This is a genomic window from Guptibacillus hwajinpoensis, from assembly GCF_020524165.1.
In the GTDB taxonomy this organism is placed as follows: Bacteria; Bacillota; Bacilli; order Bacillales; family Guptibacillaceae; genus Guptibacillus; species Guptibacillus hwajinpoensis_D.
Genome location: NZ_JAIVKU010000003.1, coordinates 416,878 through 442,880 on the forward strand (window position 1 = coordinate 416,878; position 26,003 = coordinate 442,880).

Below are 26,003 nucleotides of genomic sequence, written 5' to 3' on the forward strand. Positions count from 1 at the left end.
AAAAAAACAAGCATGAAGAATTTTTCTTCATGCTTGTTCTTTATGAATCTTGCTATTCCATAATTCCTACCGAATCAAATCCACCTTTAGCTGCTTCAACTTCAGCACTACCTTCACCATAGAGGTCAGCGGCTGATTGCACAATAGCTTTACGGGCAGCGCTAAAGTCCGATGTAGGTGTTAGATACTGTGTCAGAGCACGGTAATAAACTTGTCCAAGCTTCTCACGTCCAATGTCTTGGGCAGTTAGGTAAGCAGCGTGATTAATAATGGAAGAATTGATATGGACTCCTCCGTTATCTAGGCTAGCTGGAAGGTCGTAGAATTCATCCATATGAGAAGGATATTTTCCTTCACCATTTCCATATGGCACATAAGCAGCACCCACTGGGTATTTACTAGGATTACTTAAGCTTCTAAGAGAGGTGCGTCCATCCGCAACGGCAGCAGGTGCCATTATATCTTCTCCAATCTCCCAGTCTGAGTCATCGATTAATGCACCAAAGATATCCGAAAAGGCTTCATTTAACGCTCCTGATTGGAAACGGTAAATGAGATTAGCTGAGTTGGACGTGACGCCGTGTGTCATTTCATGTGCAGCAACGTCTAGACCCGCTGAAAGTGGGATGAAAAATTCACCATCGCCGTCGCCATAAACCATGTAAGTTCCGTTCCAGAACGCATTGTTGTAATTATCGCCATAGTGAACGACCGATTGAATCGGCATACCTTTGTCATCAAGTGAATTACGCCCGTGCTCACTTAAATAATAATCATAAACTTGTTCAGAATTATAATGAGCATCAACAGCAGGCTCAGCAAATTCAGATTTAAACGCAGCACTGTTATTTGAAAATAAATCGAGGTAATTTTTTGAGTAATCATAGGTGAGTATTCCTTCTAATCCATTGTGACTATAGTCAGCTAGTTGAAAAATTGAGCCTTCTTTTTCAGCTTTGCTTTTTGTCACGTGGAGAAGGCGATGATCGCCAAGAACTCCTGTGCCTGTTCCGGTTTGGGTTGTATAATGTCCTGCATCCATAATGGCGTTATACTGATCAACAACTTTACCAGAAGTAGCATCAACAAACACAAACCAGTTACCGGGTTCATCACCTAAGAAGTTTACATTCACTTTATAGGTAAGATGATTTTTACCTTCAAAAGGATAGATCACTAACTCAGAAGTAGGAACTTGATCTAAGTTAGAAGGAGCACTTGTAGAAGATTTTGCGACTTGCAAGGCATCTTCTGTTGAAAGGGTAGGAGATGTATCGAATTTACTTACTTCAACTTCTTCATTATAAGCCCCGTTTACGACAGTGATTTCATTGTCCTCATTGTAGTGAACAATAATCTCAGCGCCTTCTACCGGTACACCGTTCTTTGTTTGATTAAATCTAACGTGGGTCATGCCTAACTCATCTTTAACGGAATTGTTCTTTTTTAAGTTTGCTTTAGGATTTTTAATCATCATTCTTTCTTTATTTTGTTGCAGATAATTTAGGGCATCATCGGCAGAAGTGGAAGAACGTTTAACTGCTTGCTTTTCTTTTACAAATAGGGGCACGTTTGCTTTCTCGTTCCATTGCTTAACAACATGACTTTCCACTTGATGAGTAGGCTGTTCAGCTAGAACATTATGATACGGAAGTGAGGCGGTAATTAAAGCAGTTGTCACAACAAGTGGGGCAATGAACTTTTTTCTCAAATAAATTCCTCCTAATATGTAATCTATTAACAATTATAAGATGAAGTAACGTTTATCTCATGAGTCATTGTAATTATCTTAAAATATTGAAAAATTAGAATTTATGGTCATATTGAACTATTGATGAAGCGAGTAACAACTTCACTAATCTCAATTCTCCGAATAGAAAAGGGAATGGGGATTTTTAGTAGAAGGTTAAAGTTTAGTGAAAAAATGAGAAGAGGTGTGAGTGGAGTTGTTTTCTCAAGAAAATGTTCTTGACCAGATAATAAGAGATCATGGTTTTTCAGGTTCTATTTTTGTTAAGAAAGGTGAAAAAGAATACAACCAAGCTTCTGGCTATGCCAATCGTGTAGAAGAGCGATTAAATAAGGTGAATACGAGGTTTGGGATTGCCTCAGGCAGCAAACTGTTTACAGCAATAGGGATTGCTCAATTAGTAGAGAAAGAACGATTATCGTTTGAAACGAAGCTAAGTGACTGTCTGAATGTGGCTTTTCCTCACTTCCATGAGAACATTACGATTCATCAACTGTTAACACATACATCGGGTATTCCGGACTATTTTGATGAGGATGTTATGGAAGACTTCGAAGATCTTTGGAAGAAGACACCAATGTATCTACTAAAAAGTCTTCAGCACTTTCTGCCATTGTTTCAATATGATGAAATGGTAGCACGGCCTGGAGAGGCATTTCATTATAATAACGCGGGTTACATCGTGCTAGGTTTAATTATCGAGCAACAAACTGGAATGAGTTTTCAACGTTATATTGAAGAAAACATCTTTAAGCCTGCCGGCATGAATGATTCAGGTTATTTCTCTTTAGATCGTCTCCCTCAAAACACAGCACTTGGCTATATGGATGAGGATGACGGCTCTTGGCGAACGAATACATATGCTATCCCGATTGTCGGTGGATCTGATGGGGGGGCATATGTGACAGCACCTGATATGGTGAAATTTTGGGAGGCGCTAAACGATTTCCGATTATTAAGTAAGCGTTCTCTAGGTCGATTGCTCACTCCTCATGTGGATGTAAAAGAGGGGGTCAGTTATGGTTACGGGATGTGGATGAACACTCGAAACAAACGAATCGTAAAATACCATGTCATGGGGTATGACCCGGGCGTTAGTTTCCATTCCGCATACTATCCGGATAATGGTTGTAAACTTGCGATTCCTTCTAATCATAGTGATGGAGCTTATCGAGTAATGAAAGAAATGGAAGAGGTGCTACACCTAATCGATACGTAAAACGACAAAAGCAACGGTCCTTGTATAAAATAGGCCGTTGCTTTTTTGATGAGCTGTTAGCTTTTTGATGATGAAAAGCGATTATAAATCGCCAACACGATAATCAGAACGATAAAACATACACCGATTAAAATTCCAATTAAGAACTGAAAAGAGGTTGACGTCGTTTCGTTCTCTTCTGAGTTAGTTGATGTAAAAGCTGCCGTCTCTGATGCAGAGAAAAGGTTGAGGTTTTCAGCTTTATCTTTAATCGTACTGTTTTCATGACTCATTGAAAGAAATAATTTATTTCGAGTAACATCAGGATTAAAAACCTTTTCTCCAGTAAAAGAAATAGTCTGCTGTTCTTCCGATATTTCTTCCATTTCTTTCGTGTTCGATGAATCATGAATTAAGTCAGTATTTTTCTTGAATTTGTTCTTTTTATATTCATTTGGTAATAGCTCATTAATATCTGTGTTTACCTCTGCTGCTACTGGAACGATGTGACAGCAGAGGAAGATCAAAGTGAACAGTGCGATTAATTTAGGCTTCATGAGCCTCATCCTTTTTTATTTGTGTCCATGATCGTTTGTTTAAAGCATATTGAAGAATAATCAGGACAATCAAAATCGCGGATAAAATCATCGCACCTTCGGAGAATAGCGTTTGTGTACTATTCTGGATGGACATATACACGCGAGACATTGGATCAGTAAAGCTGAAATTTGGTGTTGAAAGAGCAAGTAAAGGTGTTACAAACAGTGCGACAAGGCCAACGGTAACGAGCCATCCAATTAAATGGTGACTCATAAAGGCTACCCGAATGAGCGCCGCGCAACTTAATAGTAGTAAGATCGTAAAAATGGTCCATTCCATAGAACGATCGTTTCCTAATGGATAAATCGATAAACTGTAGAGGCTAATCACAAGCCCAACGATACTTGTTAGCATTAAGAATAAAATACTTTGTAACCACCATGGACCGTGCTGGAAATAGTAGCTTGCATAACCAATTAACAAGCTGCTTAAGAGAATAATGAATAAAATCACTACTGGTGGAAGGTTCGTGTCTTTCTTATCTGTAAAGACGCTTCCTGTTACATCAATTGGGGTAGCAAGGAATTCATAAACGTAATCATTTGATTGTCCATCTACAAAGGCATTTCCCATGACATTAAAGACATCATCTCGAATCATAAGGGTTGAAGCTACGTTCGTTTCCCATTTGTTATTTAGTGTGTTAGCATCTGTCTGCACTTCAGCTACTCGAGATTGAAGTTCATCTGTGTAAGAAAGAATTTCAGATTGACTATCTTCAATTGAGTCCATCCATTCATAAAGAGAACCCATCTGACTCTTAACCTGGTCATGATTATTAATAATTTGTGTCCCTTGAGCTGGTTCATCAGGGGTTTGCTGCTGAGACTGCTGCATTTGACTTAAGACGTTGCCAGCTTCTTCTTCAATTCCGTTCAAGCTTTCAAGTAATTTTGTTTGCTGTGTGTCGAGTACGTTTTTATAGTCTGCTAAAAAGACAGTGAAATCATCTTGTAACGTCATGAGGGCGTCGCTCGTTTTAGGAACTTGAGTTCCAATGGCGTCCCATTGACCTTCTTCATTGTTCGTTAGTTCTAACATGCTATTCACTTCTTCACGAAGATCATTGTCCTGTAGAACGGTTTCCTTCACGTTGTTTTTTGAAAGCATGCTATTGAGCGTTGCTTCATATCTGTCTAAATAAGCATAGTACTGAAGAACATCCGTTAAATTCGCTCCTTTTATTGGACGCTGGAAATAAACGGATAGCGTATCTTTTCTAGCTTGTGATAAAGCGGGTGATGCTAAAATCGCATTTTCCTTTTCATTAATTCCAGAGGAAATGCGATAAATTTTATCAGATACCATCACGAGTAAATCTTTCAACTCAGTATTTGATTCTTTTAACACATCCACCTGTTCCATTAACGTTTCTTTTTGAGAAGAGAGCGTTTCGTTTTCTTTCGTTAGCTTCTCAACTTCCATTGTTAACTCTTCAATTTGTTCGAGTAAACTCTTATTCTCTTTTGTTAGGGTGTCGACTAGTTTCTGGAGTTCTTCTAATTCGCCATCTAAAGGGTTGTCGCCGCCTTCTTTAGCAAGTAACTGTTGTTCGGTTTGCTTGATTCGGTCGTTAAGCGTTAATAACGTTGTTGATGCAGTTTGTAGATCTTCTACTTTTGGTTCTTTAAGCGCAATCAACGTTTCTTGTAACGTAACAATTTCCTGAGCAATCGCTAATAGCTCATTCCGTTCTGCACTTAAATCAACTGGCGTTGGACCGTTTGTTTCTCCATCTTCATCGATCACAGGGGGCTCTTCATCCTGTAAGCTTTTTAGAAGTTTCATAAGGTCTTCGGTTGGATCTTCTTTTTCACTTGGATCTTCTGGATCAGCGGGTTCTTCTGGATCTTCAGGGACCTCAGGAAGTTCAGGATCATCAGGAATGATAATCTCATCTCCATCACCGAGCTGATTACTAAGCGTCGCGATTTCACCTTCTAGTTCATTTAAAATCATGGAGTCTTTTAGTTGCTGATAATAGTTAAGAATTCGCTCTTGTAGCGTATAGAAATCGTTAACCTGGCGTTCAACCTGTTCATAACGAAGTTCTTTTAGACCAGCAAACATTTCTTGCTGCTGCATCATCTGATTTTCTACCTGAGACATGTTTTCAAGAACGCTTTCAGATTTTCCTTCGAACAATTCTTTGTTGTTCATAAACATTGGCTGAGGCATTTCAGTAGCCTGTGAAATCGAATTGACTGAATCAGCCTGAATTTGTTCAAGAACTTCTTGCTGTTTCTGCTGATACTCACGATAGTCATTTGTATAAGTAACAAAGTTTGCTAGATTTTCTTGAAAGCCTTCTAGTGTATCGGTTTGATCTGCCGCACGTTCCTCAGCATTCTTTGAGGTTGATTGAAGATTGGCGAGCATTGAGACTTGCTGCTCCATCTGCTCGGCCAGATCTTTGGAACTTGGCGTATAAAAGGAAAGCATCGTTTGCTGGAATGCTTTCTCTTTCTCTACAATTTGATCAAACTCTTGTTGGATGTTCACAAGATCATTTGAAACATAGTTCCAATAAAGAGAAGACATCTTCGTATTGACGCGATTTGTTGCTTGTTCGAGTTCAAGCAATACTTTCTCTTTATTAATGGCGTTTAGTTGATTTTGTACCGTGTATTGTAATTTTGTTTGCTCAGGCTGGTTTTCATCGTACGTTAGAATCTTCTCAGAAAATGTGGAGGGGATGTACACAACGGCATCATACTTTTGGTTGTTTAATCCATTTTCTCCAGCACTCCGTCCAACAACTTCCCAATTGTATTCAGAATCAGATTTAAGAAGGGGAGGAACGTCATTTCCGAACTTAACGACTTCCTCGTCTTCTTCCGTTCCTGTATCTTCATTAATTACAGCGATGGTTTTCGTGGCGCTTTCTTTTGTCTTCATTGGATTCTCTCCAATAGAAGTAAAGTAAATAAGCGGAAGAACTAGAATGATCGCTGTGACAAGAATGAGTTTAAGGACGCTTTTTTTCTCTTTCACGCATGTACCTTCCTTTCTATTTGAACAAGTGGAACTTGGATTTTCTGGGCGTTTTCACTTTGTATATAATAAGCAAAACCGGCTTTGATATCGGGTTCTTTCCGGTCAAAAGGTAGATTAACGAGTGTTTGATCGGATTTCTTCATCAATAAAATAATTTGACGAATTTGCTTCAACTCGACCGTAAGCGGGTCATAGCCCTTCGTTAATTCATTGCTACTACCTGATGCAATAATACTTAAGCCGAGGTGGCTATAGTTTTTCATTAGAGCGGTTATACGATCCTGAAGAAGGTTTCCAATCGTTTGAGAAAATCTTCCATAACCATCAATGAAGAGGAAGACTCTTGTGAATTCAGGCAGCGTATCACCACTATTCATACTCTCTTGGTAGTTCATCTCGCGTGACTTGAATTCAGTTGTCACTTGTTCAATCCATTCTTCAATTTGTTCTTTTGTTTCTAAATAAGTTGTCTTTTCCTCATCTTTTAAATGGAAAAGCCCGCGATCAATTGAATCAAATACGGCAATGTGATTCCCTTCTTGCTGTAAGGCTTGCTGCGTAAGAAGACGCATCATATTGGTTTTACCTTTCTGGGCTTGTCCTAGCACAAGACAATGGGATGTCTGCGTAAAGGACAGAGAAACGGGCTTCACTGTTTCTTCATGCAGTCCAATTGGAAATAAATTTTTGGGTTTAGAAGCTTGAATGTACGTCTTGAATGTTTTAAAAGTAAGGTCATTCGGTAGCATTGGAATCGCTTCAGGTTTATTTGTACCGCGGTATTTCTCTTGTAGCATTTGAACTTCTTCTTTCAATGACGCAAGCTGTTCGTAGTCATCTTCCCCTCTAGCTGGTAGCACGATATGACCGAAGTGTGTCTTCTCCTTCTTCATAATGGCTCTACCAGGAATCGCTTCGGGAGCGAAGGGACTTCTCCCAAGAACAGTGTAAGCTTCTGAGTTATCTAATAAATAATGGACTATTTTTGTTTTAAGATTATTCATAAGCGCCTGACGAACCGAATTTAAACGAGTAGCGCTCAAGATGAGATAAATACCAAGCGACTGGCCGTCTCTCGCAAATTGAGTGAACAGCGGGTCAAGATCCATCAGCTCTTCCTTTACGAGATCATAGTTATCGATTGTGATAAAGATGAGAGGGAGCGGCTTGTCATTTAGACGATTATACATCGTAATAGAGCTCACTTCTTCGCGCTGAAAAAGTCGTTTACGCTTCGTGAATTCTTCCTGAATAAACTTCAACAATTTATTCAGTTTACGCTCCTCATCGATTAAGAAATAATCTCCCGTATGAGGTAAATTCTTAATTGATAATAAACCGCCGTTACCGAAATCGAGTAGATAGAATTGCGCTTCTTCCGGCGTGTTTTTTGCTGCGATGCTCATAAGGATTGTAAGGATGGTCTGTGTTTTCCCAAACCCTGATGATCCAAAGATACCAACGTTTCCATCTTTAATTAATTCATAACCATATGGTGATTGGGATTGCTTTTCTGGTTCATCGAGTAGAGCAAAAGTAACTTTCTTCTTGTTTGATTCAAAATCATGACGATACAATCGCTTCTCGAGTGGAGGAAGCCAGGGACTTGGCAATCTTCTAAGGCCAAGTTCTTGCTGGACATCTACGATTTTATCTACAATGACTTCAATTTCACTTTGCTTCTTTTTCTTGCTTTCTTTTGATGAAGAAAGCTCTGACAGTGGAACGAGACCAAGGTCAGTAACTAAAGCAACCTCATCTTCCATATCTGAGGTATCTTCCATGTACGTCGCTCGGCTATAGGCCGATTGGAATAAATCGTATACCTCGTTATTTCCAACCTGTAAGTAGGCGCGTCCTGTCACGGTTAATGATGCTGCATCACCGTTTTTTAAAATTTCGCGACTATCCTCTACATTCTGTACTTTTAGAGCGACGCGGAAGCGAGCGTTACTCCAGATCTGATTATCAATGACGCCACCTGGTTTTTGCGTGGCGAGGATGAGATGAACGCCTAGACTACGACCGATTCGTGCTGCACTGACAAGTTCTTTAATAAATTCAGGCTCTTCCGTTTTTAACTCCGCAAATTCATCTGAAATTAAAAAGAGATGAGGCATGGGTTCATCTGCTATGCCATTTTTATAAAGAACCGTATAGTCGTTTATGTGACTCACTTCATACTGATCAAAGATGGTTTGTCGTTTCTTTAGTTCGCTTTTAATGGAAGCGAGTGCGCGCGTACTGAAATTTTCACTACCTTCGATATTTGTAATTGTTCCTAGTAGGTGAGGAATTTGTTTAAACGGCTGAGCCATTCCGCCACCCTTATAGTCAATTAATAGGAACGCTACTTCATGTGGATGGTAGTGAACCGCGAGTGAAAGAATGTACGTTTGTAAAAATTCACTCTTACCTGATCCCGTTGTTCCAGCTAGTAAACCGTGGGGACCGTGAGCTTTCTCATGGAGGTTTAATTCCACAATATCCTGTCGTCCTTTAAGTCCTACTGGTGCTGCAAGTGATTTTGATGACTGATTCGTCACCCAGTTAGTTGAAATAGGTAGTTCGTCAATATCCTCTAAATTCAGCATTTGTAAGAAGGACACTTTATCAGGAATTGAGTTCGTAATGCCTCGCTGATGATTTAGCGTCCGAAGCATTCGAGAAAAGCGTTCATTCTCATTTTGTTTGTGATGATCTAGTTCAAATGAGATTTCGGCTGCTTTTTTCTCTTGAATAAGAATATCTCCCTCATTTTTGTTGATATAGCGGATGAGCGTATGGATATTATCGGACAGGCTCTCTTTTGCTTCAGCAACAAAAATCGTTGAAAGGCCAAGATGCGTATGCTCATTTTCTAGATACTCTAAAATGACATGGTCCGAGATTAAGTTGTGATTCGAAACCACAAATACGTAATGTGGTGAAAAACGTAGATTTTCTTTATCTTCTTCTAGATCGCGTTCGCGAATCATTTCATAGATGGAAGAAAGGAGCTGATCTCGGGTTTGCTCGTTATAAATAAACCCTTTTGAAAATGATCCAGGCATTTGAAAGTGCGGTAACCATTTCATCCATTCCCATTCCGCATATTCTTCCTCATGAAAAATAAAGACAAACCGAACATCGTGATAGCTATGAAAAAAAGCGAGCTGTCCAATAATTTGATGTAGTTCATTTTTTACAACCGCTTCTTTTCCAATAAGACCAATTGCACCTTGAAATAAGTTTGCGGTAATGGGAAGAGAGTGCAGTTCATTGTAAACTTGCTTCAGATTCTGAGATTCTTCTAAAAGCTCATCCATTTCTCGTGTCGACATGTCCGCTGAATTAACGGATATGTTATAGCTTGCCGGAACCGTGCCTGTTCCAAGACGAAATTGAAGGAAGTCAGGACTCTCAAGGTTACGCTCCCATAAGCGATCGGTAACCTGCTCCGTTAAATATTTCATGTGTTCAAAACTAGGGAAGTGGAACGTCAGCACTTTACGTTGCTTTTGAGCCAATTCATGCAGTTCATGTCGTTTATCTTCAAGATATCTTTTATAAATTCGTTTCTTCCGTGCTTTTGATTTTTTTTGATGATTTTTATCTTTGAAATATTGCACAGTTGACGTAACGAGTGTGGTTGCAAACATCACTACTGAAATAAGAATAAAGATTCCCCTAGGTATAAGAATGGCGACTAACCCCATCACGATCAGCATCATTAAAGGTGGAAGGATAATCATCCATAGGCTTCGGTTGTTTCGATCTGACTCCTGAGTAGGAAAGGAAAGGTCGATCTTATCCTCCGGTAATTCATACATCATCCTTGGCGTGCGACGATAATTCGGATATTTTTTCTTCATTTCTGAAGAAGGAATCGAAGCCTCTGGGAGAGAGGTTTCGAAGGACACGGAACTAGCTATTTCAATCATATCCTCAGCTAATAATGATACTGTCATCATCTCTAAGAAAAGTACATCGCCGACCTGCAAGGTTGACTTACTATGTAAAAGTGAACCATTATGATAAGCTATTGTCTTACTTGAAGCGGTAGCTGTCCAATGCTTCCTCCCATGGAAAAGGGTCATGCTATCGTTCTCAGGTAGGTGCTTCATTTGAACATCTGATGAAGCTCTCGAAAGAGTAATTTCTCGTTGGTCACCAACATAATATACGTGTTTCGTTGCTTTAGGTGTAATCATGATGGAAATTTCTTCTTCGCCTAACTGAAAGGTAGCACGCTCGTTTAGGATGATTGTCATCATCTCTTGATTATCTTTAAGTAACTGGTAGTTTTGTTCATTGTGCCTAATCGAGTAGACCTGTTCATCCGCTTGGGAAGAAGGGATGGTAAACGAGTGATTGATACTTGTGCCAATTGTAATCGAGTGGTTTGACTCCCTATCTAGTTCCAGCGTTTGATACGTATCACGAAAGAACACCCATATTTGTTCCATTCGTTCACCTCCGATCTACTTCTCTTCGTTTTTCTGTTCATCTTGCTTTTTTTCATCTTGTGCGTCCGCATTATTCGTCTCTTCCTGACTTGCTTTTTCTTGTTCTGCTTCCTGCTGTTTTTTTATTTCGGCTTCATATTCTTCAAATTCTTGCTCTAACTCATTGATCATTTGCTGTTTCTTCTCGCTCTCGAGATCTGAATCTGCTTTAACCTGCTCTTTACGCTTCAAGATGCCATACATTAGTAAGTCGCGATCCTCCAAATACCGAGCGATTTCTAACGCTTGTTCTGCTTCTCCGCGACCGATATGAATCCAATATTCATAATACTTTGGATCAGATTGGAGAGAGATCGTGTTACGTACACTCTCTTTTTGTTCATCCGTTAACGATTCATTAATGATGTAGGAGAGTGCAAGCTGATATTGCGTTACTTTGGGAATGTCATCAATCTCATAAGACTGAAGCGAGTTTACCACTTCACTATATTCATTTGTTAAAAAATTCTCCTGTGCCTGAACGATATTCTCCTGCTTTGGTTGAAGAAGAAATAACGAGTAAAGGGAGTAAAGTAAAGCTGGTAATAAGCAAATAGATACACCTAAAAGAACGTACCGACTTGTTTTCCATTTCTTTTTCTTCACTTTAATAAATTCAGATTCTTTCATATGTAAGTGTTCAATTTGTGATTGAATGATTGGCTGAAGCTCATGAAGGGTTTTGGCTTGAAGCACTTGTTTTAGTTCGATTGATAGTGTAAGCGTGTCAGAATAATAAAGATATTGTTCAAATGATTGCGCTGGATTCATCATTGCGGCAACAGTCGCCCGGGTTTCTTGAAGAACGCGTTCGGGATCTGCTTCATATGGCGGAAGGCTTTCTTTTACACCGTAATGAAGAAAATATGGCGTTAATCCTTGATCCAGCACCAGATTATCTGGACAAACCATTAAGTTCAAACGCGTATAGCGATGATCCTTCACTTTTTGGACTAGTTGGTACGCACTTGCAAGACGATGACTCTCACTCATTTCCTTCAATCGGTTTGGAAGCGTAGAAATTGAAGGCGATAGCTTATGCCGGATGCTTACTTCATCCTCATTCATATCGATTGTTTTGGGAATTCCGCTATCAATTTCACTTAGGAAATGTATTTCTGTTAATTCATCAAACTTAATTTTCTCTTTCTGAAAAAGAAAAGTGATCGCTTCTTTTTTATGTATGATTTTTGCATCTATTTGGCTTTCAAGATAAGGTTCCACTTGAGTTGACATGGCAGTGATCTCCTTCAAAGTATTTCAATACGATCTCCTGTCATAATCCCAGCATCAATCAAACGTTCATTAGCGGCTACAACTTTTTGCTTATTCACCAGGCGAATCCATTGAGACTGATTAGGAGGAGTATCGATTTGTTCTGTTTGGCATACGATTTCTATAAGCTTCTTCACTGAATGGTAGTTTGATAGCCTGAGATCAAGAAAGCGACCTTGTTTGTAATGATGAAGATCGACAGTTACTTCAATGTACATGTTGTTCACCTCATAAGGAAGGAGCGCCTAAGCGCTCCCGATCAATTCATTATCGCTTATCCGCGAATTTGGTTAGCAATTTGTGCATCAGCATCTTCAAGAGATTTAGCCGTGCTTGCTAGTTGTGTAGAAATGTCAGAAAGGAGACGCTGCATGTCCACGAAAGATGGACGTAGAGATTGATATTGGTCGCTAAAAGCCTGACTTGCTGCACCTTCCCACATACCTTCTAACTCGGCAATCATTTTGTCCAAATTCCCGATTTGTTCCTCTACTTTACTTTCTTCTGTTTGATAACGTTGAGACATCGTAATAAGTTCTTCTGGTGTTACGCGAATTTGACCTGCCATTCATAATCACTCCTCTTAAATTAGTAATGCGTGCATTAATCCTATAAATATGCATGAGTCTTTCCTATATATAATTAGCATAATTTGTAATAACTTGATAGGTTTAATGCACCAATTGTCAAAAAATGATACTTATATACTATGACATAATACCCCTTAATTCCCAATAAATAAACATAAAAAATGTAAAATATGGATTGATGATATAAGATATGGAAATTTAGGGTGTCATTCCTATGAAGTATGAGATGGATATGTTGTATAAACTTAAGCGTTATGAGTTTAGCGAGTTTTGTGTAGACGAACTGCTCGTTAAATTAATCTAGCGCCAACTATCTTTTCTAGAAAGCTCGATCCTAATAGATGCTATAGCAACTAAAAAGTGTTATTCTTACAATAGTAATAGAAAAGGAGTGGAGATACTTGACTTCATCAAATCAACTCTTTCAAAGAAGCGTGAAAGATCATTGGTATGTGTCATATGAAGAAGGTCAATTCCCTGCTGTTCAGAAAGGTTGGGTACTGCCTCCGGATCGGTCAGCTGATTTTGACCCGTTTATTCTGATGGCAGAGGATTGGTTTAAAAGAGGAACTTTTTCTGACCATCCTCATCGCGGCTTTCAAACGATTACGTATGTCATTGATGGGAGATTAGAGCATATTGATAATGGCGGGGCTAGAGAAATTCTTGAGCCTGGTGATGTTCAGTATATGAATGCTGGAGGTGGAGCAAGGCATGCAGAAGAAGGCGTAGAGGATGATATAGCTCACACGCTTCAGCTGTGGCTGAATTTACCTAAGGATTTAAAAACTTCAGAATCAAGTTATCAGAATGTGTATGGGGAAAATGCACCATTAGTGAATGTTGATGGGGGAACCATAAGGGTTTATTCAGGCAATCAGTTGGGGGAAGAAGGACCGCTTCGCTCATTAGTCCCAATTACGTTAGCAGAGATTACCCTTGAAGAAGGCGTTTCTTACACGCATCATCTTCCTGAAGATCATAATGCTTTTCTTTACATTCTATCGGGTGAAGTGGATTTAGGAGTAGAGAAAGTGAATCTTAAAAAACATGGTGTTGCCACGTTAACTTATGAAGAAGAAGGAAATGCAAATCAATCAAGTCAACTGATGATTACTTCAAAAAGCCGACGTACTAGGATTTTAGTCTATTCTGGTGCTCCACTTAAAGAAGATATTGTTCAATATGGACCATTTGTTATGAATTCAATGGAAGAGATAAAAGAGGCATACCGTGATTTTCATAATGGGAAGTTTGGACCTCCTGCTGTTTAATCGGATTTAATAGAGAAGCCCCCTACCGAGAGAAACGATAGGGGGCTTTTCTAATAGGAAAGATTAAAAGCCAACTGCTAGTGATGTTGCTTTATTAAGACCATCTTCAATAATTTCCTCAGCGCGCTCAGGGTATTGGTTATGCCCTTCTATAATGATACTTGTTGTATCCTCAATGCCCCAGAAATTCATAAGCGTTTTAACATAATTAACGGCCATTTCAGAAGCCTGAGCAGGACCTTCGGAATACACGCCCCCTCTGGCATTTAATAGGGCAACTTTTTTCTCAGGCAATAATCCAACTGGACCTTCAGCGGTGTAACGGAACGTTTTACCTGCCTGACCCAAATAGTCAAAATACGTATGCAGAACAGCTGGAATTGTAAAATTCCATAGTGGAAATGCAATGACAATCTTGTCTGCTTCGAGGAATTGATTTAAATAATGGTTTACTTGTTCAGTTGCAACAATTTCCTCTTCCGTTAACTCTAGTTGTTTAGAGAACTTGAACATCCCATTAATTTGATTGGTATTATAATAAGGAAGATTTTCTTTAAATAGATCAAGTTCTGTAACCGTATCGTTAGGATGAGCTTTCTGGTAGCTTTCTAAAAACGTATGATAAAGCTTTACACTCACCGATTGATCAATCGGACGTGAATTCGCTTTGATGAATAAAACATTAGCCATAATATAAAACCTCCATCATTTTGTTGTTATAGCAACTATTAGACGAGAAACATCCAGTTTATCTGGAGTTTTGTACATTCTCATTAATTTTAGAAAGAATCCTTTCAAATTCTCGGAGCTCATCTTTGGAAAGGCCTTTGCATACAATCTTATCGAACTCCTCTGAAATAGGAAGGACCTTTTCTCCGAGCTCTTTACCAGCGGAAGTAAGGTAAAGTTGTAGAGAACGACGATCGTTGGAAGGAGTAATCCGTTTTATAAATCCCTTTTTCTCAAGATTTGTTGCCATTCTTGCGATATTTGTTTTATCCTTACCAAGTTTTTGAGCTAGTTGATTCTGAGTTAATCCGTCTTTTTCCCAGAGAAGCAGCATAATTAAATTTTGCTCAGGTGCCAGGTTAAATCCTTCTAGCTTTTGTTTAATAAAGCTAGTTAGGTTGAGATCCGTTTTATGAATTTGAATACTAATATATTCTTGAAATGATAACTTCACTTGAGAACTCTCCCTTTTAGTTGCTACACATACTATTTACTTGATTAAGTATAAAAATAGTTGCTGAAAAAGTCAATGGATGAAATGAAACGAGCTTATTTCATTTACAACAAGTTAACGTTGTTATAAAAACTCACAATATTTGAAAATATTGGTGAAAGTTTGTTACATAATTTAACAAATCAGTTGAAGGGATTAATGTAATGCTTTAACGTATGACGTAATTCAATGATTTGGAGGAATCATATGTTATCATCCAGTGTTGGTTATTTGTTGCTTTTAGTATTTGGAGTGTTTTTTACAGGTATTACGTTTTTCATGCAGCGAAAGCGAAAACAGGCCATGACGGCGGAGCAGTATAGTACAGCTGGTCGTAGCGTAGGAGTCGGGTTAACAAGCGCCTCCATTATTGCAGCTTGGACGTGGGCAGCGACTTTAATGATGTCTTCTTCCACAGGATATCAGTATGGGATTAGCGGACCTTATTGGTATGCTGCCGGTGCGTGTATTCAAGTGCTATTGTTTGCGATTGTCGCCATTCAATTAAAGCGAAGGGCGCCAAACGCACATACGTTTCTAGAATTTATTGGTCAGCGTTTTGATAAGAAAAACCACCGACTCATTATGGTCTTTGCTCTTATGACCAACATTCTCGTAACAGCAATGGTAATCCTTGGTGGCGCGATTGCGCTCAATTCCCTGACAGGTATGAATTTGTTTGTTGCAGCATTCCTGATTCCCCTTACTTTCACGATTTACACCATGATAGGCGGTTTGAAAGCTTCCTTTGTGGCTGATTACTTTAACACGGTAATGATTTTTCTCATTCTCACCATTTTCGCAGTAGCGATCTACGTGAAATTTGGAACCACCCCCATCTATGAAGGACTTCAAGATCTTCCATCTTCCACATCTATGCTCACCATGGCATCTATTCCAGGACTCTTTTTCGGTATGATTAATATAATAGGTAACTTCGGTGCTGTCTTCGTTGACCAGGCATACTGGCAGCGAGCCATTGCTAGTAAAGATACTGCCACTTCACGAGCATACATCTATGGTGGGATTGCCTGGTTCTCGATTCCTTTTGCAATTGCCACTTTTCTAGGGGTAAGTGCAGCTGGTCTCGGTGTGCCCATTAGTACACCAGACTCCGTTGCGCCTGAGATGGCTTCCTATCTTCTTGGTAGTGTAGGGTCCATTCTTTTTCTCGCAATGCTCTTTATGGCTGTCATGTCGACTGGAGCAGCAGAGTTGACGGCGATTACGAATATCATCGTAACAGACATTTACCGTCATTCGATTAATCCAAAAGCTAGCAGTCAAAAATTACTTAACGTATCCCGAAAAGTAACATTAAGCTTTGGACTAATGATGGGGCTACTGTCTATTCTCCTTTTCTACGTTGGAATTAGTTTAGGATTTGTGTACATGGCAATGGGTATTTTTGTAAGTGGTGCAGTTATTCCAGTTACACTAGGTTTACTCTGGAAAAAAGCGACCAATGAAGGGACATTTTATGGAGCATTGTCTGGTTTTATCCTTGGTGTGACAGCCTGGGTTACGTCTGCCTATGTTATGTTCGGGGAAGTGAGTGTTGATTCGCTAGGACAACTTGAATCAATGTTTTTCGGAAACATTACTGTCTTTATTGTAAGTGGTGTTATTGCCGTCGGGCACGGGCTAATGGCCAATGAAGAATTTGACTTTGATTCATTGAAAGATAAATTCAAAAGCTTTGATGATGAAGAGCTCGAAAGGGAGGAGGAGATTCAACTTGAACGAACAGCTCGATAAGGATGCGAAACTTTGTGTCAGATGGGCTATAGGATTAACCACTCTTTTCATTATTATTTTTCCAGGCGTCATGTTTATCACTGGCTATCAATATAGCTTGAGCTTTTTTAAAGGATGGACGTATCTCTCCCTAGGTTGGCTAATTATCGCAGGACTGTTTATTGCGATTCGCCCTATTCTAGAAATGATCAATGGAGGGGATGAGTCTTAAAGTCCTTTTGAATATATGAAGGGTTTGAATAGATGTGTTTATAGATAGTGTTCACTCAATTGTTGGGTGAATGCTTTTTCTTTTCTAGAAAGTAAACTCACTCTCCTGCTTACCAATATAAGGTATAATGATAGGGGGAAATATAGATGATGGGGAGGGCATCGAATGAATGTTAGTAGAGGTCAAAAGGTTCCGATTACAAAAGGGAGAAGTGTATCGGACCTTATTGTAACGCTAGATTGGCAGCATAATGATCAAGAGATCGAAGTAGATGCAGCTGCGTTTCTCTTAAATGAAACAGGAAAATGTAGTGGGGATGAGAGTTTTTTGTTTTATGGTCAGCCGGTAAGTGTTGATCAAAGTGTGAAGCAAGTCATACAGGGGAATGATCGAAATGAAACGCACATTTCCTTTAATAGGTTGTCTTCTGCTGTTAGGAAAATCGCATTTACATTAACGATTCACGAAGGGGAAGAAAGAGGGCAGAATTTTGGTCAAGTGTCTTCTTTGTCGCTTCGTATTACGGATAAATCGACTGGAGAGAATCTCGTTTCATTTACTTTTGGGAAAGAATTAACGAGAGAGACGGCAATTGTTGTAGGAGAGCTTTATATACATAATGGAGATTGGAAGTTTAGCGCGGTTGGGAGTGGTTTCTTTGGCGGGCTAGCAGCGCTTTGTGAGAATTTTGGTATTGAGGTGGAAAGTAGCGAACAACAGGTAGAAAAGCCGGAAGTCACCCCAAACCCGCCCATACAGTCACCACAGGAAGCGGTAGTTCCTCTAACGGTTACGTTAAAGAAAAAAGAGGCAATCTCCATTAGGAAGTCAGAGAAAGTGGTCGCGACGCTTGAATGGAAAAGCAAGAAAGATTTAGACTTGTATTGCTTCTATGTTCTGAAAGATGGAACAGAAGGAAAAGTGTACTACCGGACGCCCGGCCATGCGCATAAAGAACCCTATATTACATTAGATGGGGATGCACAGGGAGCAGGAAAGGAAACGGTAGTTGTACATAAACCATCAGAGCTAAAGTACGTATTATTTTCTGCGTATAGTGCGGTATCAAATGGAATAGGGAGCTTTAAATCAATGAAGGCAAAAGCGGTAGTTGATAATCAAATGGGACAAAAAGTGACGTCTCCACTTTTTGAAAAGAATAACTTCGCCTATTGGGTTGCGATTGCGAAAATTGATTTTACTGATCCTCGTGATATGAGTGTTAGTCATGTGGAGAAGTATTCGAAAAGTGGAACGGAGCGCTCACCACTTTTATATCAAGATGGGTCGTTTGAAATGAACGTTGGACCAATGGAGTTTAAATAGAAGATTATAAACGAAAACACCTCATCTCCACTAGATGAGGTGTTTTCGTTATTGTTGTTCAATTACTTTTCTGCGAGTGATGCTTAGGTTTTCGCTAAAAAGAGTTGGTAGTGTCATTCCAATAATAATGATGACAATTCCTGCTACTTGCAGGATAGATACAGTTTCACTTAATAAAATGACGGAAACCATGACAGCGATGGGAAGCTCAATGGCACTAAGGATGGAGGATTTACCTAAGCCAACCTTTGGGATCGCGATTGAAAATAAGAAAACAGGTATGATCATCCCAAATAAGCCTAATGCAATTCCGTATAACCATAATCCTTCTAGAAAGAGTGTCCCATTCCAGATGATTTCTGGAGATTGAAAAACTGCTGACACCAGGAATGCGAAAAACGACACGATCACTAATCGGTTTGACGTATTCATTTTGGCATTCGCTTTTCCATTAAAGTATAGGAAAAGTGAGTAACAAAGTGCCGCTCCAAGTCCCCATAACCATCCTTGAAATGGAATGTTGGATAAATCAGCATCAATAAGCCCTGCAGCAGGAATCGTTCCACCGATTAGAATAACAAGAGATAGTATTTCCATCCTTGTAGGTAATTGACGCTTCGTGATACTTGAGATTAGCATGCCGATCCATGTGAATTGAAAGAGCAACACTACAGCAAGAGATGCGGGTAAATAATTGAGCGATTGTCCATAGAGGATATTCGTTAAGCCCGTAAAGACCCCCGCTAATATAAGGATCTTCATCCCACTGAAATTTAGTTTCTGACGATTTGTTATTAAAAAGATGAGCACCGCGATAACAAAGCCGATAAAAAATTGGCTCGTAACGGCTTCAGATGCAGTAAAGCCACTGCCCATTGCTAATTTAATAATAGTTGAAACAACCCCATAACTGCTCGCTCCAATAATGACAAGCAGGGGATATAAATACATTTTCATTGAACGTTTGCCTCCAGTTAACTCTAGTTGCATTGCATGATGTAATCTATGAAAGCGCTTTTGATTTGAAAAACACAAAATCAAATATAACGTATATGCGTTACTTAAAGCAAGTATGAAGTGCCTGTCACTACCCGAATAATGTTTTATTTTGTCGAATAGAAACTCTTTTTTTCTTCAGTCTGTGACATCCCTCACATTTCTCCTTCTTTCTGATTCAACTGTCGAAATTCGCACACAGGACAGACAAAAACCGTTCAAATTCATTCCGTCCCTCCTTTTAACGTCTGAGGTAATCTAAGGAAGAAGCGGAAAGCGACTTTTGTCATAGGAGTAATGATCTAAACCGTGATGGTTCACACACTCCTTTTATTGTGCACGTGTGAACAATCACTTGAAAGAATGAAGGGGGATCTGGTATGAGTGAATTATTTTTAGCAAGACTACAATTCGGATCAACAACGATTTTTCACTTCTTGTTTGTTCCGTTGTCTATTGGGCTTGTCTTTCTCGTAGCGGTCATGGAGACGCTTTATGTTGTGAAAGGAGAAGACGTGTATAAACGCATGGCGAAGTTCTGGGGCCATTTGTTTCTCATTAACTTTGCTGTAGGGGTTGTAACAGGGATTATCCAGGAATTTCAATTTGGGATGAACTGGTCTGAGTATTCTCGTTTTGTAGGGGACGTGTTTGGAGCACCGCTTGCGATTGAAGCGTTGCTTGCATTTTTTATGGAATCAACATTTATTGGTCTCTGGATATTTGGATGGGATCGATTATCCAAAAAACTTCATCTGTTGTGTATTTGGCTCGTTTCGCTTGGTACTTTAATGTCAGCGTTGTGGATTCTTGCAGCGAATTCATTTATGCAGGAACCAGTAGGATTTGTTGTTCGGAACGGACGAGCAGAGATGAATGATTTCTTCGCTCTTCTTACAAATCCACAGCTATTCGTCGAGTTCCCTCACGTTATCTTTGGGGCGCTCGCTACAGGTGCTTTTTTTATCGGGGGTGTTAGCGCCTACAAAATTCTTCGTAAACAGGAAGTAGCGTTTTTTAAAAAGTCGTTTAATATTGCGATGATCGTTGCTTTTATTTCTGGAATGGGCGTGGCGTTTAGTGGTCATGCACAGGCAAAGCATTTGATGGAATCTCAGCCTATGAAGATGGCGGCTAGTGAAGCGTTATGGGATGACAGTGGCGATCCAGCAGCCTGGACGGCATTCGCATTGGTTGACTCAAAAAACCAAGAAAACTCTTTTGAAATTAACATCCCATATGCACTTAGTTACCTTGCTTATGAAGAATTCAGTGGTGAAGTACCAGGCATGAAGACCTTGCAGAAAGAGTATGAAGAAAAGTACGGAGAGGGGAATTATATTCCTCCAGTAAAAACGACTTTCTGGAGTTTCCGTGTCATGGTAGGCGCTGGGATGCTGATGATATTCACTTCATTTCTCGGACTTTTACTAAATTTCTACAAAAAGCTTGAGAGTAGTGATTTTTATCTTAAAGGAATGGTATGGCTCATATCGTTTCCTTTTATAGCGAATTCAGCCGGATGGATTATGACGGAAATCGGAAGGCAACCGTGGACGGTATTTGGATTAATGACAACTTCGGCATCGGTATCTCCAAACGTATCAAAGGCGTCATTATTGTTCTCTTTCCTATCGTTTACAACGATTTATACAATTCTGGCTATTTTACTCGTTTACTTATTCGTTCGTGAAATTAAAAAGGGATCAGAACATACCGCTCATGAGGACAAAGAAGTGGCAGTTGATCCGTTTGATCAGGGGGCCTATTTATGATTGCACTTAATGAACTGTGGTTTATTCTCGTAGCTGTGTTGTTTGTTGGCTTCTTCTTTCTTGAAGGGTTTGATTTCGGTGTAGGAATGGCCAGTCGCTTTCTTGGTAGGAATGAGTTAGAGCGTCGGATAATGGTAAATACAATCGGCCCCTTCTGGGATGCGAATGAAGTGTGGTTATTAACGGGCGGCGGTGCGATCTTTGCGGCCTTTCCACACTGGTATGCGACGATGTTCAGCGGTTATTATATCCCGTTCGTTTTTGTCCTTCTCGCACTTATTGGTCGTGGGGTAGCTTTTGAATTCCGAGGAAAGGTTGATACACCTAAGTGGATCCGATCCTGGGACTGGGTTGTTTTCATTGGAAGTATCATGCCTCCATTTTTATTCGGGGTTCTCTTTACAAGTATCTTAAGAGGAATGCCCATTGATGGACAAATGAATATCCATGCCGGGTTTAGTGATTATGTGAATGGATACACGGTGCTCGGTGGAATTACAGTGACAATGCTCTGTTTCTTACATGGACTCGTGTTTCTTACACTTAAAACAGTAGGAGAGCTTCAGAAGCGTGCGCGAGAATTAGCAAGCCAAGTGATCTATGGAGTTCTGGTTTCATTAGTTGCTTTTGTTGGACTCTCGTATGTTGAAACGGATATATTCAGTAATCGTGGGCTTGTGAGTCTTACATTTATTTTATTGATTGTACTAAGCTATGTTTTCGCGATTGTCTTTTTAAAACACCATCGCGATGGATGGGCGTTTGGTATGACTGGAGCGGGAATTGCCTTAACGGTTTCTACTATATTTACTGCATTATTTCCACGCGTAATGATTAGCTCGATCGACGCAGCTTACAATTTAACTGTGTATAACGCTTCTTCAGGAAACTATTCATTAAAAGTGATGACGATCGTAGCACTTACGCTTCTGCCCTTCGTCCTTGGTTATCAAATTTGGAGCTACTATGTTTTTAGGAAACGAGTAGATGGTAAGGATATGATTTACTAATGGGAAAAATTCTTTTTCTATTACCAAATGTTAAAAAAGTTCTGTTGTTCCTAATGCTTTTCACAGTTTTACAAGGGGTTGCGACGATCATGCAGGCAAAGTGGCTCGCTGAAGTGGTAACGAGACTTTTTGAGGGAGAGCAGATCAAGCAACTTTCATTCATTATTTCGATTTTCCTGACTGCCTTTATAACGAGGCACCTCATTAAACTTGTCCTATCGAAAACGATCGATCACTATGCTGCTCAAGTCGCTTCTTCCTTGAAAAAAGACGCTCTTGAGAAATGTTTTGCATTAGGACCACGTTATGCAGGAAAGTTTGGGACTGGTAATCTCGTGACGCTATTCATTGATGGAGCGAAACAATTCCGCTTGTATGTGGCGTTATTTCTTCCTAAATTAGCAGGAATGCTTGTTGTTCCCCCGCTTGTACTGATCTATATTTGGACGTTAGATAGAACGTCAGCAATTATTTTATTACTGACACTACCAATTTTAATCGGCTTCCTTGCTTTACTTGGTCTTGCTGCAAAAAAGAAGGCAGACAAGCAGTGGAGCACGCATCGCATATTATCCAATCATTTTGTTGATTCACTTCGTGGTCTTGAAACGTTGAAGTACCTTGGCTTAAGTCGGAAACATGCTAGAAGTATTAAGGAAGTGAGTGAAAAGTATCGGAAATCGACAATGGGTACGTTACGAGTAGCTTTCCTTTCTTCCTTTGCTCTCGATTTTTTTACAATGTTAGGAATAGCTACAGTCGCTGTTTTTCTTGGATTGCGTCTTGTTGAAGGTGAAATCACCCTTATGCCAGCCCTTACAATTCTAATTCTTGCTCCGGAAATTTTCCTTCCAGTTCGTGAGTTAGGGAACGACTACCACGCTACATTAAATGGACAAGAAGCAGGAAGAAAGCTACTTGAAATGATTCATACTCCAGATTTTCAACAGGAAAAAGCAATTGTTCCGCAGTGGTCTGCTCAAGATAAGTTAGCGTTTCATTACCTAACAGTTAACCATGAAGGGCAAGAAAAAAACTCGTTGCATCGCGTTTCCTTTTCGGTGAAAGGAAAGAAAAAGATTGGAATCGTTGGCGAAAGTGGCTCTGGTAAGACGACCTTAATTGATGTTTTGGGAGGATTTCTTGAAGGAGATGAAGGAAGCATTGAAATAAATGGAGAGGTGATGACTCATTTAAAGAAAACGGAATGGCAGAAGCAGTTATACTATATGCCGCAACACCCTCATCTCTTTCATGATACGCTAGCGAACAATATTCGTTTCTATCAGCCCGATGCTTCTATGGAAGCAGTTGAACGGGCAGTAGAAGCAGCTGGGTTAAAAGAGGTTGTTGCTCTTCTTCCTAATGGGTTAAATGAGAAAATCGGAGAGGGGGGAAGAGAGTTAAGCGGAGGGCAAGCAAAGCGGGTTGCCCTGGCGCGTGCTTTTCTAGAAGAGCGTTCCATCCTCCTTCTTGATGAACCAACAGCGCAGCTCGATGTGGAAACAGAATATGAGATTAAGAAAAAGATACTTCCTTTATTTAAGGATAAACTAGTTTTTATGGCCACCCACAGGTTGCATTGGATGATGGAAATGGATTTCATTCTTATGCTTGAAAAAGGTGAAATAGTTGAAAGTGGTACGCACCAAGAGTTAATGGCACGAAGAGGAAGCTATTATCATATGGTGTGTTTGCAGATGGAGGGTGTCTCATGATGGAGAAGGAAGGATGGATCGTTCCATATTTAAAAGAAAATGCAAAACTTTTCACGATTGTCGTCATTCTTGGCTTATTGACCGCCTTTTCAGCAGCCTTTCTTATGTTTACATCGGGGTTTCTTATTTCTAAAGCTGCCACTAGGCCGGAAAATCTTCTCTTAATCTATGTACCTATTGTTGCAGTCAGGACATTTGGTATTTTACGTGCTGTGTCAAGGTATAGTGAGAAGTTACTAAGTCACCATGTTATCTTAAAGATCCTTTCCGAGATGCGTTCACGACTATATAGAACGATTGAGCCGAGAATTCTAAAGGAAGGAGCCGGGATGAAGACCGGTAATCTTCTTGGTGTGATGGCGGAGGATATTGAATACTTGCAGGATGTTTATGTTAAAACGGTTTTCCCTTCCATTATTGGTGTTCTTTTATATGCGGGTGCGATCGGAATGCTTGGTTCGTTTTCATGGCCATTTGCAGGAATAATGGCACTCTATGGATTTGTTCTTGTGATTCTTTTCCCTATAATATCTTTATTGATGACACGTCAAACCATCACGAAGCTTAAAAGTCGGCGAAGCTCTCAATATAGTTCACTAACAGACGGAATCGTTGGAATGGGTGATTGGGTTTTTAGCGGTCAACAGAAAACGTTTCTTCAACGCTTTGAAGCGGAGGATTTGGTCATTTGTAAAGAAGAGCATCGCCGCTCTACTTTTGTTTCGTATCGAAACTTCATGGCGCAATGTGTGGTAGGAGTGATTGTCTGTGCCATGCTTATTTGGACAGGGAATCAGAGTATGGAAGGAGATGTGGCGCGGACGTTAATTGCAGCATTCGTATTGATTGTTTTTCCATTAACGGAGGCTTTTCTGCCACTTTCTGATGCGATAAGTGAACTTCCCGGATATGAAGATTCAATCAATCGATTAAACGAGTTGTCCGTAGCGCCACCTTCGACTATAAATGATGACGAAGAGAATAGTGGCTGGAGTAAAAGTGGTATTAGCTGTATTCAGGTTGGTTATCAATCTAAAGATGGACAGCAAATTCTACATGGAATTAACCTTGACCTACCTCAGGGAACGAAGCTCGCTATTCTTGGGCCAAGTGGATCTGGAAAAACGACTCTACTAAAGATTTTTCAAGGAATATATTCCCCTTCAGAAGGTAGTTTAACAAGAAATGGGATAGAGCATGTAGGGAAAGAAACGCAAAGTCCTTCAGTGAGTGTACTAAACCAACAGCCTTACCTTTTTGATACCTCGGTGTTAAATAATATTCGACTTGGCAAACCATCTGCGACAGATGAAGAAGTGTATGAGGCTGCAAAAACCGTTCATCTTCATGATTTTATTCTTTCATTGCCTGAAGGTTACCAAACTTCTATGCAAGAAGCCGGAATGAGGTTCTCTGGGGGAGAGCGTCAGCGTGTTGCCTTAGCTCGTCTTCTATTACAAGACACTTCCATTGTTTTGTTAGATGAACCTACAGTCGGTCTTGATCCAGAGACAGAACAAGCCTTGGTCTCCACAATCTTTCAAGTTCTAGAGAAGAAAACGATTGTATGGGCAACACATCATCTTGTAGGGATGAAGAGAATGGATCACATTGTGTTTATGGATGAAGGTAGAATTGCTATGGAAGGAAAGCATGAGGAACTGCTCAAGACGAGTGATCGTTACAGAAAACTTTATGAACTAGATGTGCCTTTTCAATTAAAAAAAGAAAGTGTGAGTAGAATAGGATAAAAGACCTAAATAGAGTATTTTGTTCGTTTCTTTGAAAAGGTTTCGTTTAATTTCGTTCTTTTTGA

19 protein-coding genes are annotated in these 26,003 nt (G+C 39.8%); 9 read left to right on the top strand and 10 right to left on the bottom strand.

Features of this window, described 5'->3' with window-relative positions:
* Window positions 1-52: 52 nt before the first annotated feature.
* Window positions 53-1,711: a M4 family metallopeptidase gene (locus LC090_RS05355; RefSeq protein ID WP_226655963.1), complete on the bottom strand. Its 1,659-nt coding sequence runs from the start codon at window positions 1,709-1,711 to the stop codon at window positions 53-55.
* 235 nt (window positions 1,712-1,946) lie between these two features.
* On the opposite strand from LC090_RS05355, the gene LC090_RS05360 reads away from it, so the two are divergent.
* Window positions 1,947-2,969, top strand: a complete 1,023-nt coding sequence (locus LC090_RS05360) for a serine hydrolase domain-containing protein (protein ID WP_226656599.1) — start codon at window positions 1,947-1,949, stop codon at window positions 2,967-2,969.
* A gap of 56 nt (window positions 2,970-3,025) precedes the next feature.
* On the opposite strand, the gene essA is transcribed toward LC090_RS05360, so the two are convergent.
* Genes essA through LC090_RS05390 form a run of 6 tightly spaced genes read right to left on the bottom strand, consistent with a single transcriptional unit; the run spans window position 3,026 to window position 12,875 of the window.
* Window positions 3,026-3,505, bottom strand: coding sequence for a type VII secretion protein EssA (gene essA / locus LC090_RS05365; protein WP_226655966.1), 480 nt, complete (start codon window positions 3,503-3,505; stop codon window positions 3,026-3,028).
* Window positions 3,495-6,542, bottom strand: coding sequence for a type VII secretion protein EsaA (esaA, locus tag LC090_RS05370; RefSeq protein ID WP_226655969.1), 3,048 nt, complete (start codon window positions 6,540-6,542; stop codon window positions 3,495-3,497). Before esaA ends, essA begins: the two co-directional genes overlap by 11 nt.
* Window positions 6,539-10,993 (bottom strand): type VII secretion protein EssC, encoded by a 4,455-nt coding sequence (gene essC, locus LC090_RS05375; protein WP_226655971.1) that lies wholly within the window; start codon window positions 10,991-10,993, stop codon window positions 6,539-6,541. The genes esaA and essC overlap by 4 nt, the downstream gene beginning before the upstream one ends.
* A 15-nt stretch (window positions 10,994-11,008) precedes the next feature.
* A complete protein-coding gene (gene essB, locus LC090_RS05380; RefSeq protein ID WP_226655974.1) occupies window positions 11,009-12,268 on the bottom strand; it encodes a type VII secretion protein EssB in 1,260 nt (419 codons plus the stop codon).
* Window positions 12,269-12,282: 14 nt separating this feature from the next.
* Window positions 12,283-12,525, bottom strand: a complete 243-nt coding sequence (locus LC090_RS05385) for an EsaB/YukD family protein (protein WP_226655975.1) — start codon at window positions 12,523-12,525, stop codon at window positions 12,283-12,285.
* Window positions 12,526-12,581: 56 nt separating this feature from the next.
* On the bottom strand, window positions 12,582-12,875 hold the full coding sequence (locus tag LC090_RS05390) for a WXG100 family type VII secretion target (RefSeq protein WP_226655977.1): 294 nt from the start codon (window positions 12,873-12,875) through the stop codon (window positions 12,582-12,584).
* A gap of 423 nt (window positions 12,876-13,298) precedes the next feature.
* Here LC090_RS05390 and LC090_RS05395 point away from each other — a divergent pair, with 423 nt between their 5' ends.
* A complete protein-coding gene (locus tag LC090_RS05395) occupies window positions 13,299-14,171 on the top strand; it encodes a pirin family protein (RefSeq protein WP_226655980.1) in 873 nt (290 codons plus the stop codon).
* Window positions 14,172-14,234: 63 nt separating this feature from the next.
* On the opposite strand, the gene LC090_RS05400 is transcribed toward LC090_RS05395, so the two are convergent.
* Together LC090_RS05400 and LC090_RS05405 are read right to left on the bottom strand one after the other, a co-directional pair.
* Window positions 14,235-14,861 carry an FMN-dependent NADH-azoreductase gene (locus LC090_RS05400; RefSeq protein ID WP_226655983.1) on the bottom strand — a complete coding sequence of 209 codons (627 nt, stop codon included), beginning with the start codon at window positions 14,859-14,861 and terminating at the stop codon, window positions 14,235-14,237.
* 58 nt (window positions 14,862-14,919) lie between these two features.
* On the bottom strand, window positions 14,920-15,354 hold the full coding sequence (locus tag LC090_RS05405) for a MarR family winged helix-turn-helix transcriptional regulator (protein ID WP_226655985.1): 435 nt from the start codon (window positions 15,352-15,354) through the stop codon (window positions 14,920-14,922).
* A 246-nt stretch (window positions 15,355-15,600) separates the two neighbouring features.
* On the opposite strand from LC090_RS05405, the gene LC090_RS05410 reads away from it, so the two are divergent.
* The 3 genes from LC090_RS05410 (at window position 15,601) to LC090_RS05420 (ending at window position 18,688) form a co-directional block, all read left to right on the top strand.
* Complete coding sequence (locus LC090_RS05410; protein ID WP_226655987.1) at window positions 15,601-17,151, top strand: sodium:solute symporter family protein; 1,551 nt, start codon at window positions 15,601-15,603, stop codon at window positions 17,149-17,151.
* Window positions 17,132-17,362, top strand: a complete 231-nt coding sequence (locus tag LC090_RS05415; RefSeq protein ID WP_226655990.1) for a hypothetical protein — start codon at window positions 17,132-17,134, stop codon at window positions 17,360-17,362. The genes LC090_RS05410 and LC090_RS05415 overlap by 20 nt, the downstream gene beginning before the upstream one ends.
* A 165-nt stretch (window positions 17,363-17,527) precedes the next feature.
* A complete protein-coding gene (locus tag LC090_RS05420) occupies window positions 17,528-18,688 on the top strand; it encodes a TerD domain-containing protein (RefSeq protein ID WP_226655993.1) in 1,161 nt (386 codons plus the stop codon).
* A gap of 48 nt (window positions 18,689-18,736) precedes the next feature.
* On the opposite strand, the gene LC090_RS05425 is transcribed toward LC090_RS05420, so the two are convergent.
* Window positions 18,737-19,639 carry an EamA family transporter gene (locus LC090_RS05425; RefSeq protein WP_226656602.1) on the bottom strand — a complete coding sequence of 301 codons (903 nt, stop codon included), beginning with the start codon at window positions 19,637-19,639 and terminating at the stop codon, window positions 18,737-18,739.
* Between the two features lie 425 nt (window positions 19,640-20,064).
* On the opposite strand from LC090_RS05425, the gene LC090_RS05430 reads away from it, so the two are divergent.
* The 4 genes from LC090_RS05430 to cydC are packed head-to-tail and all read left to right on the top strand — an operon-like array spanning window position 20,065 to window position 25,938.
* Window positions 20,065-21,459, top strand: coding sequence for a cytochrome ubiquinol oxidase subunit I (locus LC090_RS05430; RefSeq protein ID WP_226655996.1), 1,395 nt, complete (start codon window positions 20,065-20,067; stop codon window positions 21,457-21,459).
* A complete protein-coding gene (gene cydB, locus LC090_RS05435) occupies window positions 21,456-22,469 on the top strand; it encodes a cytochrome d ubiquinol oxidase subunit II (protein WP_226655999.1) in 1,014 nt (337 codons plus the stop codon). Before LC090_RS05430 ends, cydB begins: the two co-directional genes overlap by 4 nt.
* Window positions 22,469-24,187 carry a thiol reductant ABC exporter subunit CydD gene (cydD, locus tag LC090_RS05440; RefSeq protein ID WP_226656002.1) on the top strand — a complete coding sequence of 573 codons (1,719 nt, stop codon included), beginning with the start codon at window positions 22,469-22,471 and terminating at the stop codon, window positions 24,185-24,187. The genes cydB and cydD overlap by 1 nt, the downstream gene beginning before the upstream one ends.
* Window positions 24,187-25,938, top strand: coding sequence for a thiol reductant ABC exporter subunit CydC (cydC, locus tag LC090_RS05445; RefSeq protein ID WP_226656603.1), 1,752 nt, complete (start codon window positions 24,187-24,189; stop codon window positions 25,936-25,938). The genes cydD and cydC overlap by 1 nt, the downstream gene beginning before the upstream one ends.
* The last annotated feature ends 65 nt before the right edge of the window (window positions 25,939-26,003 follow it).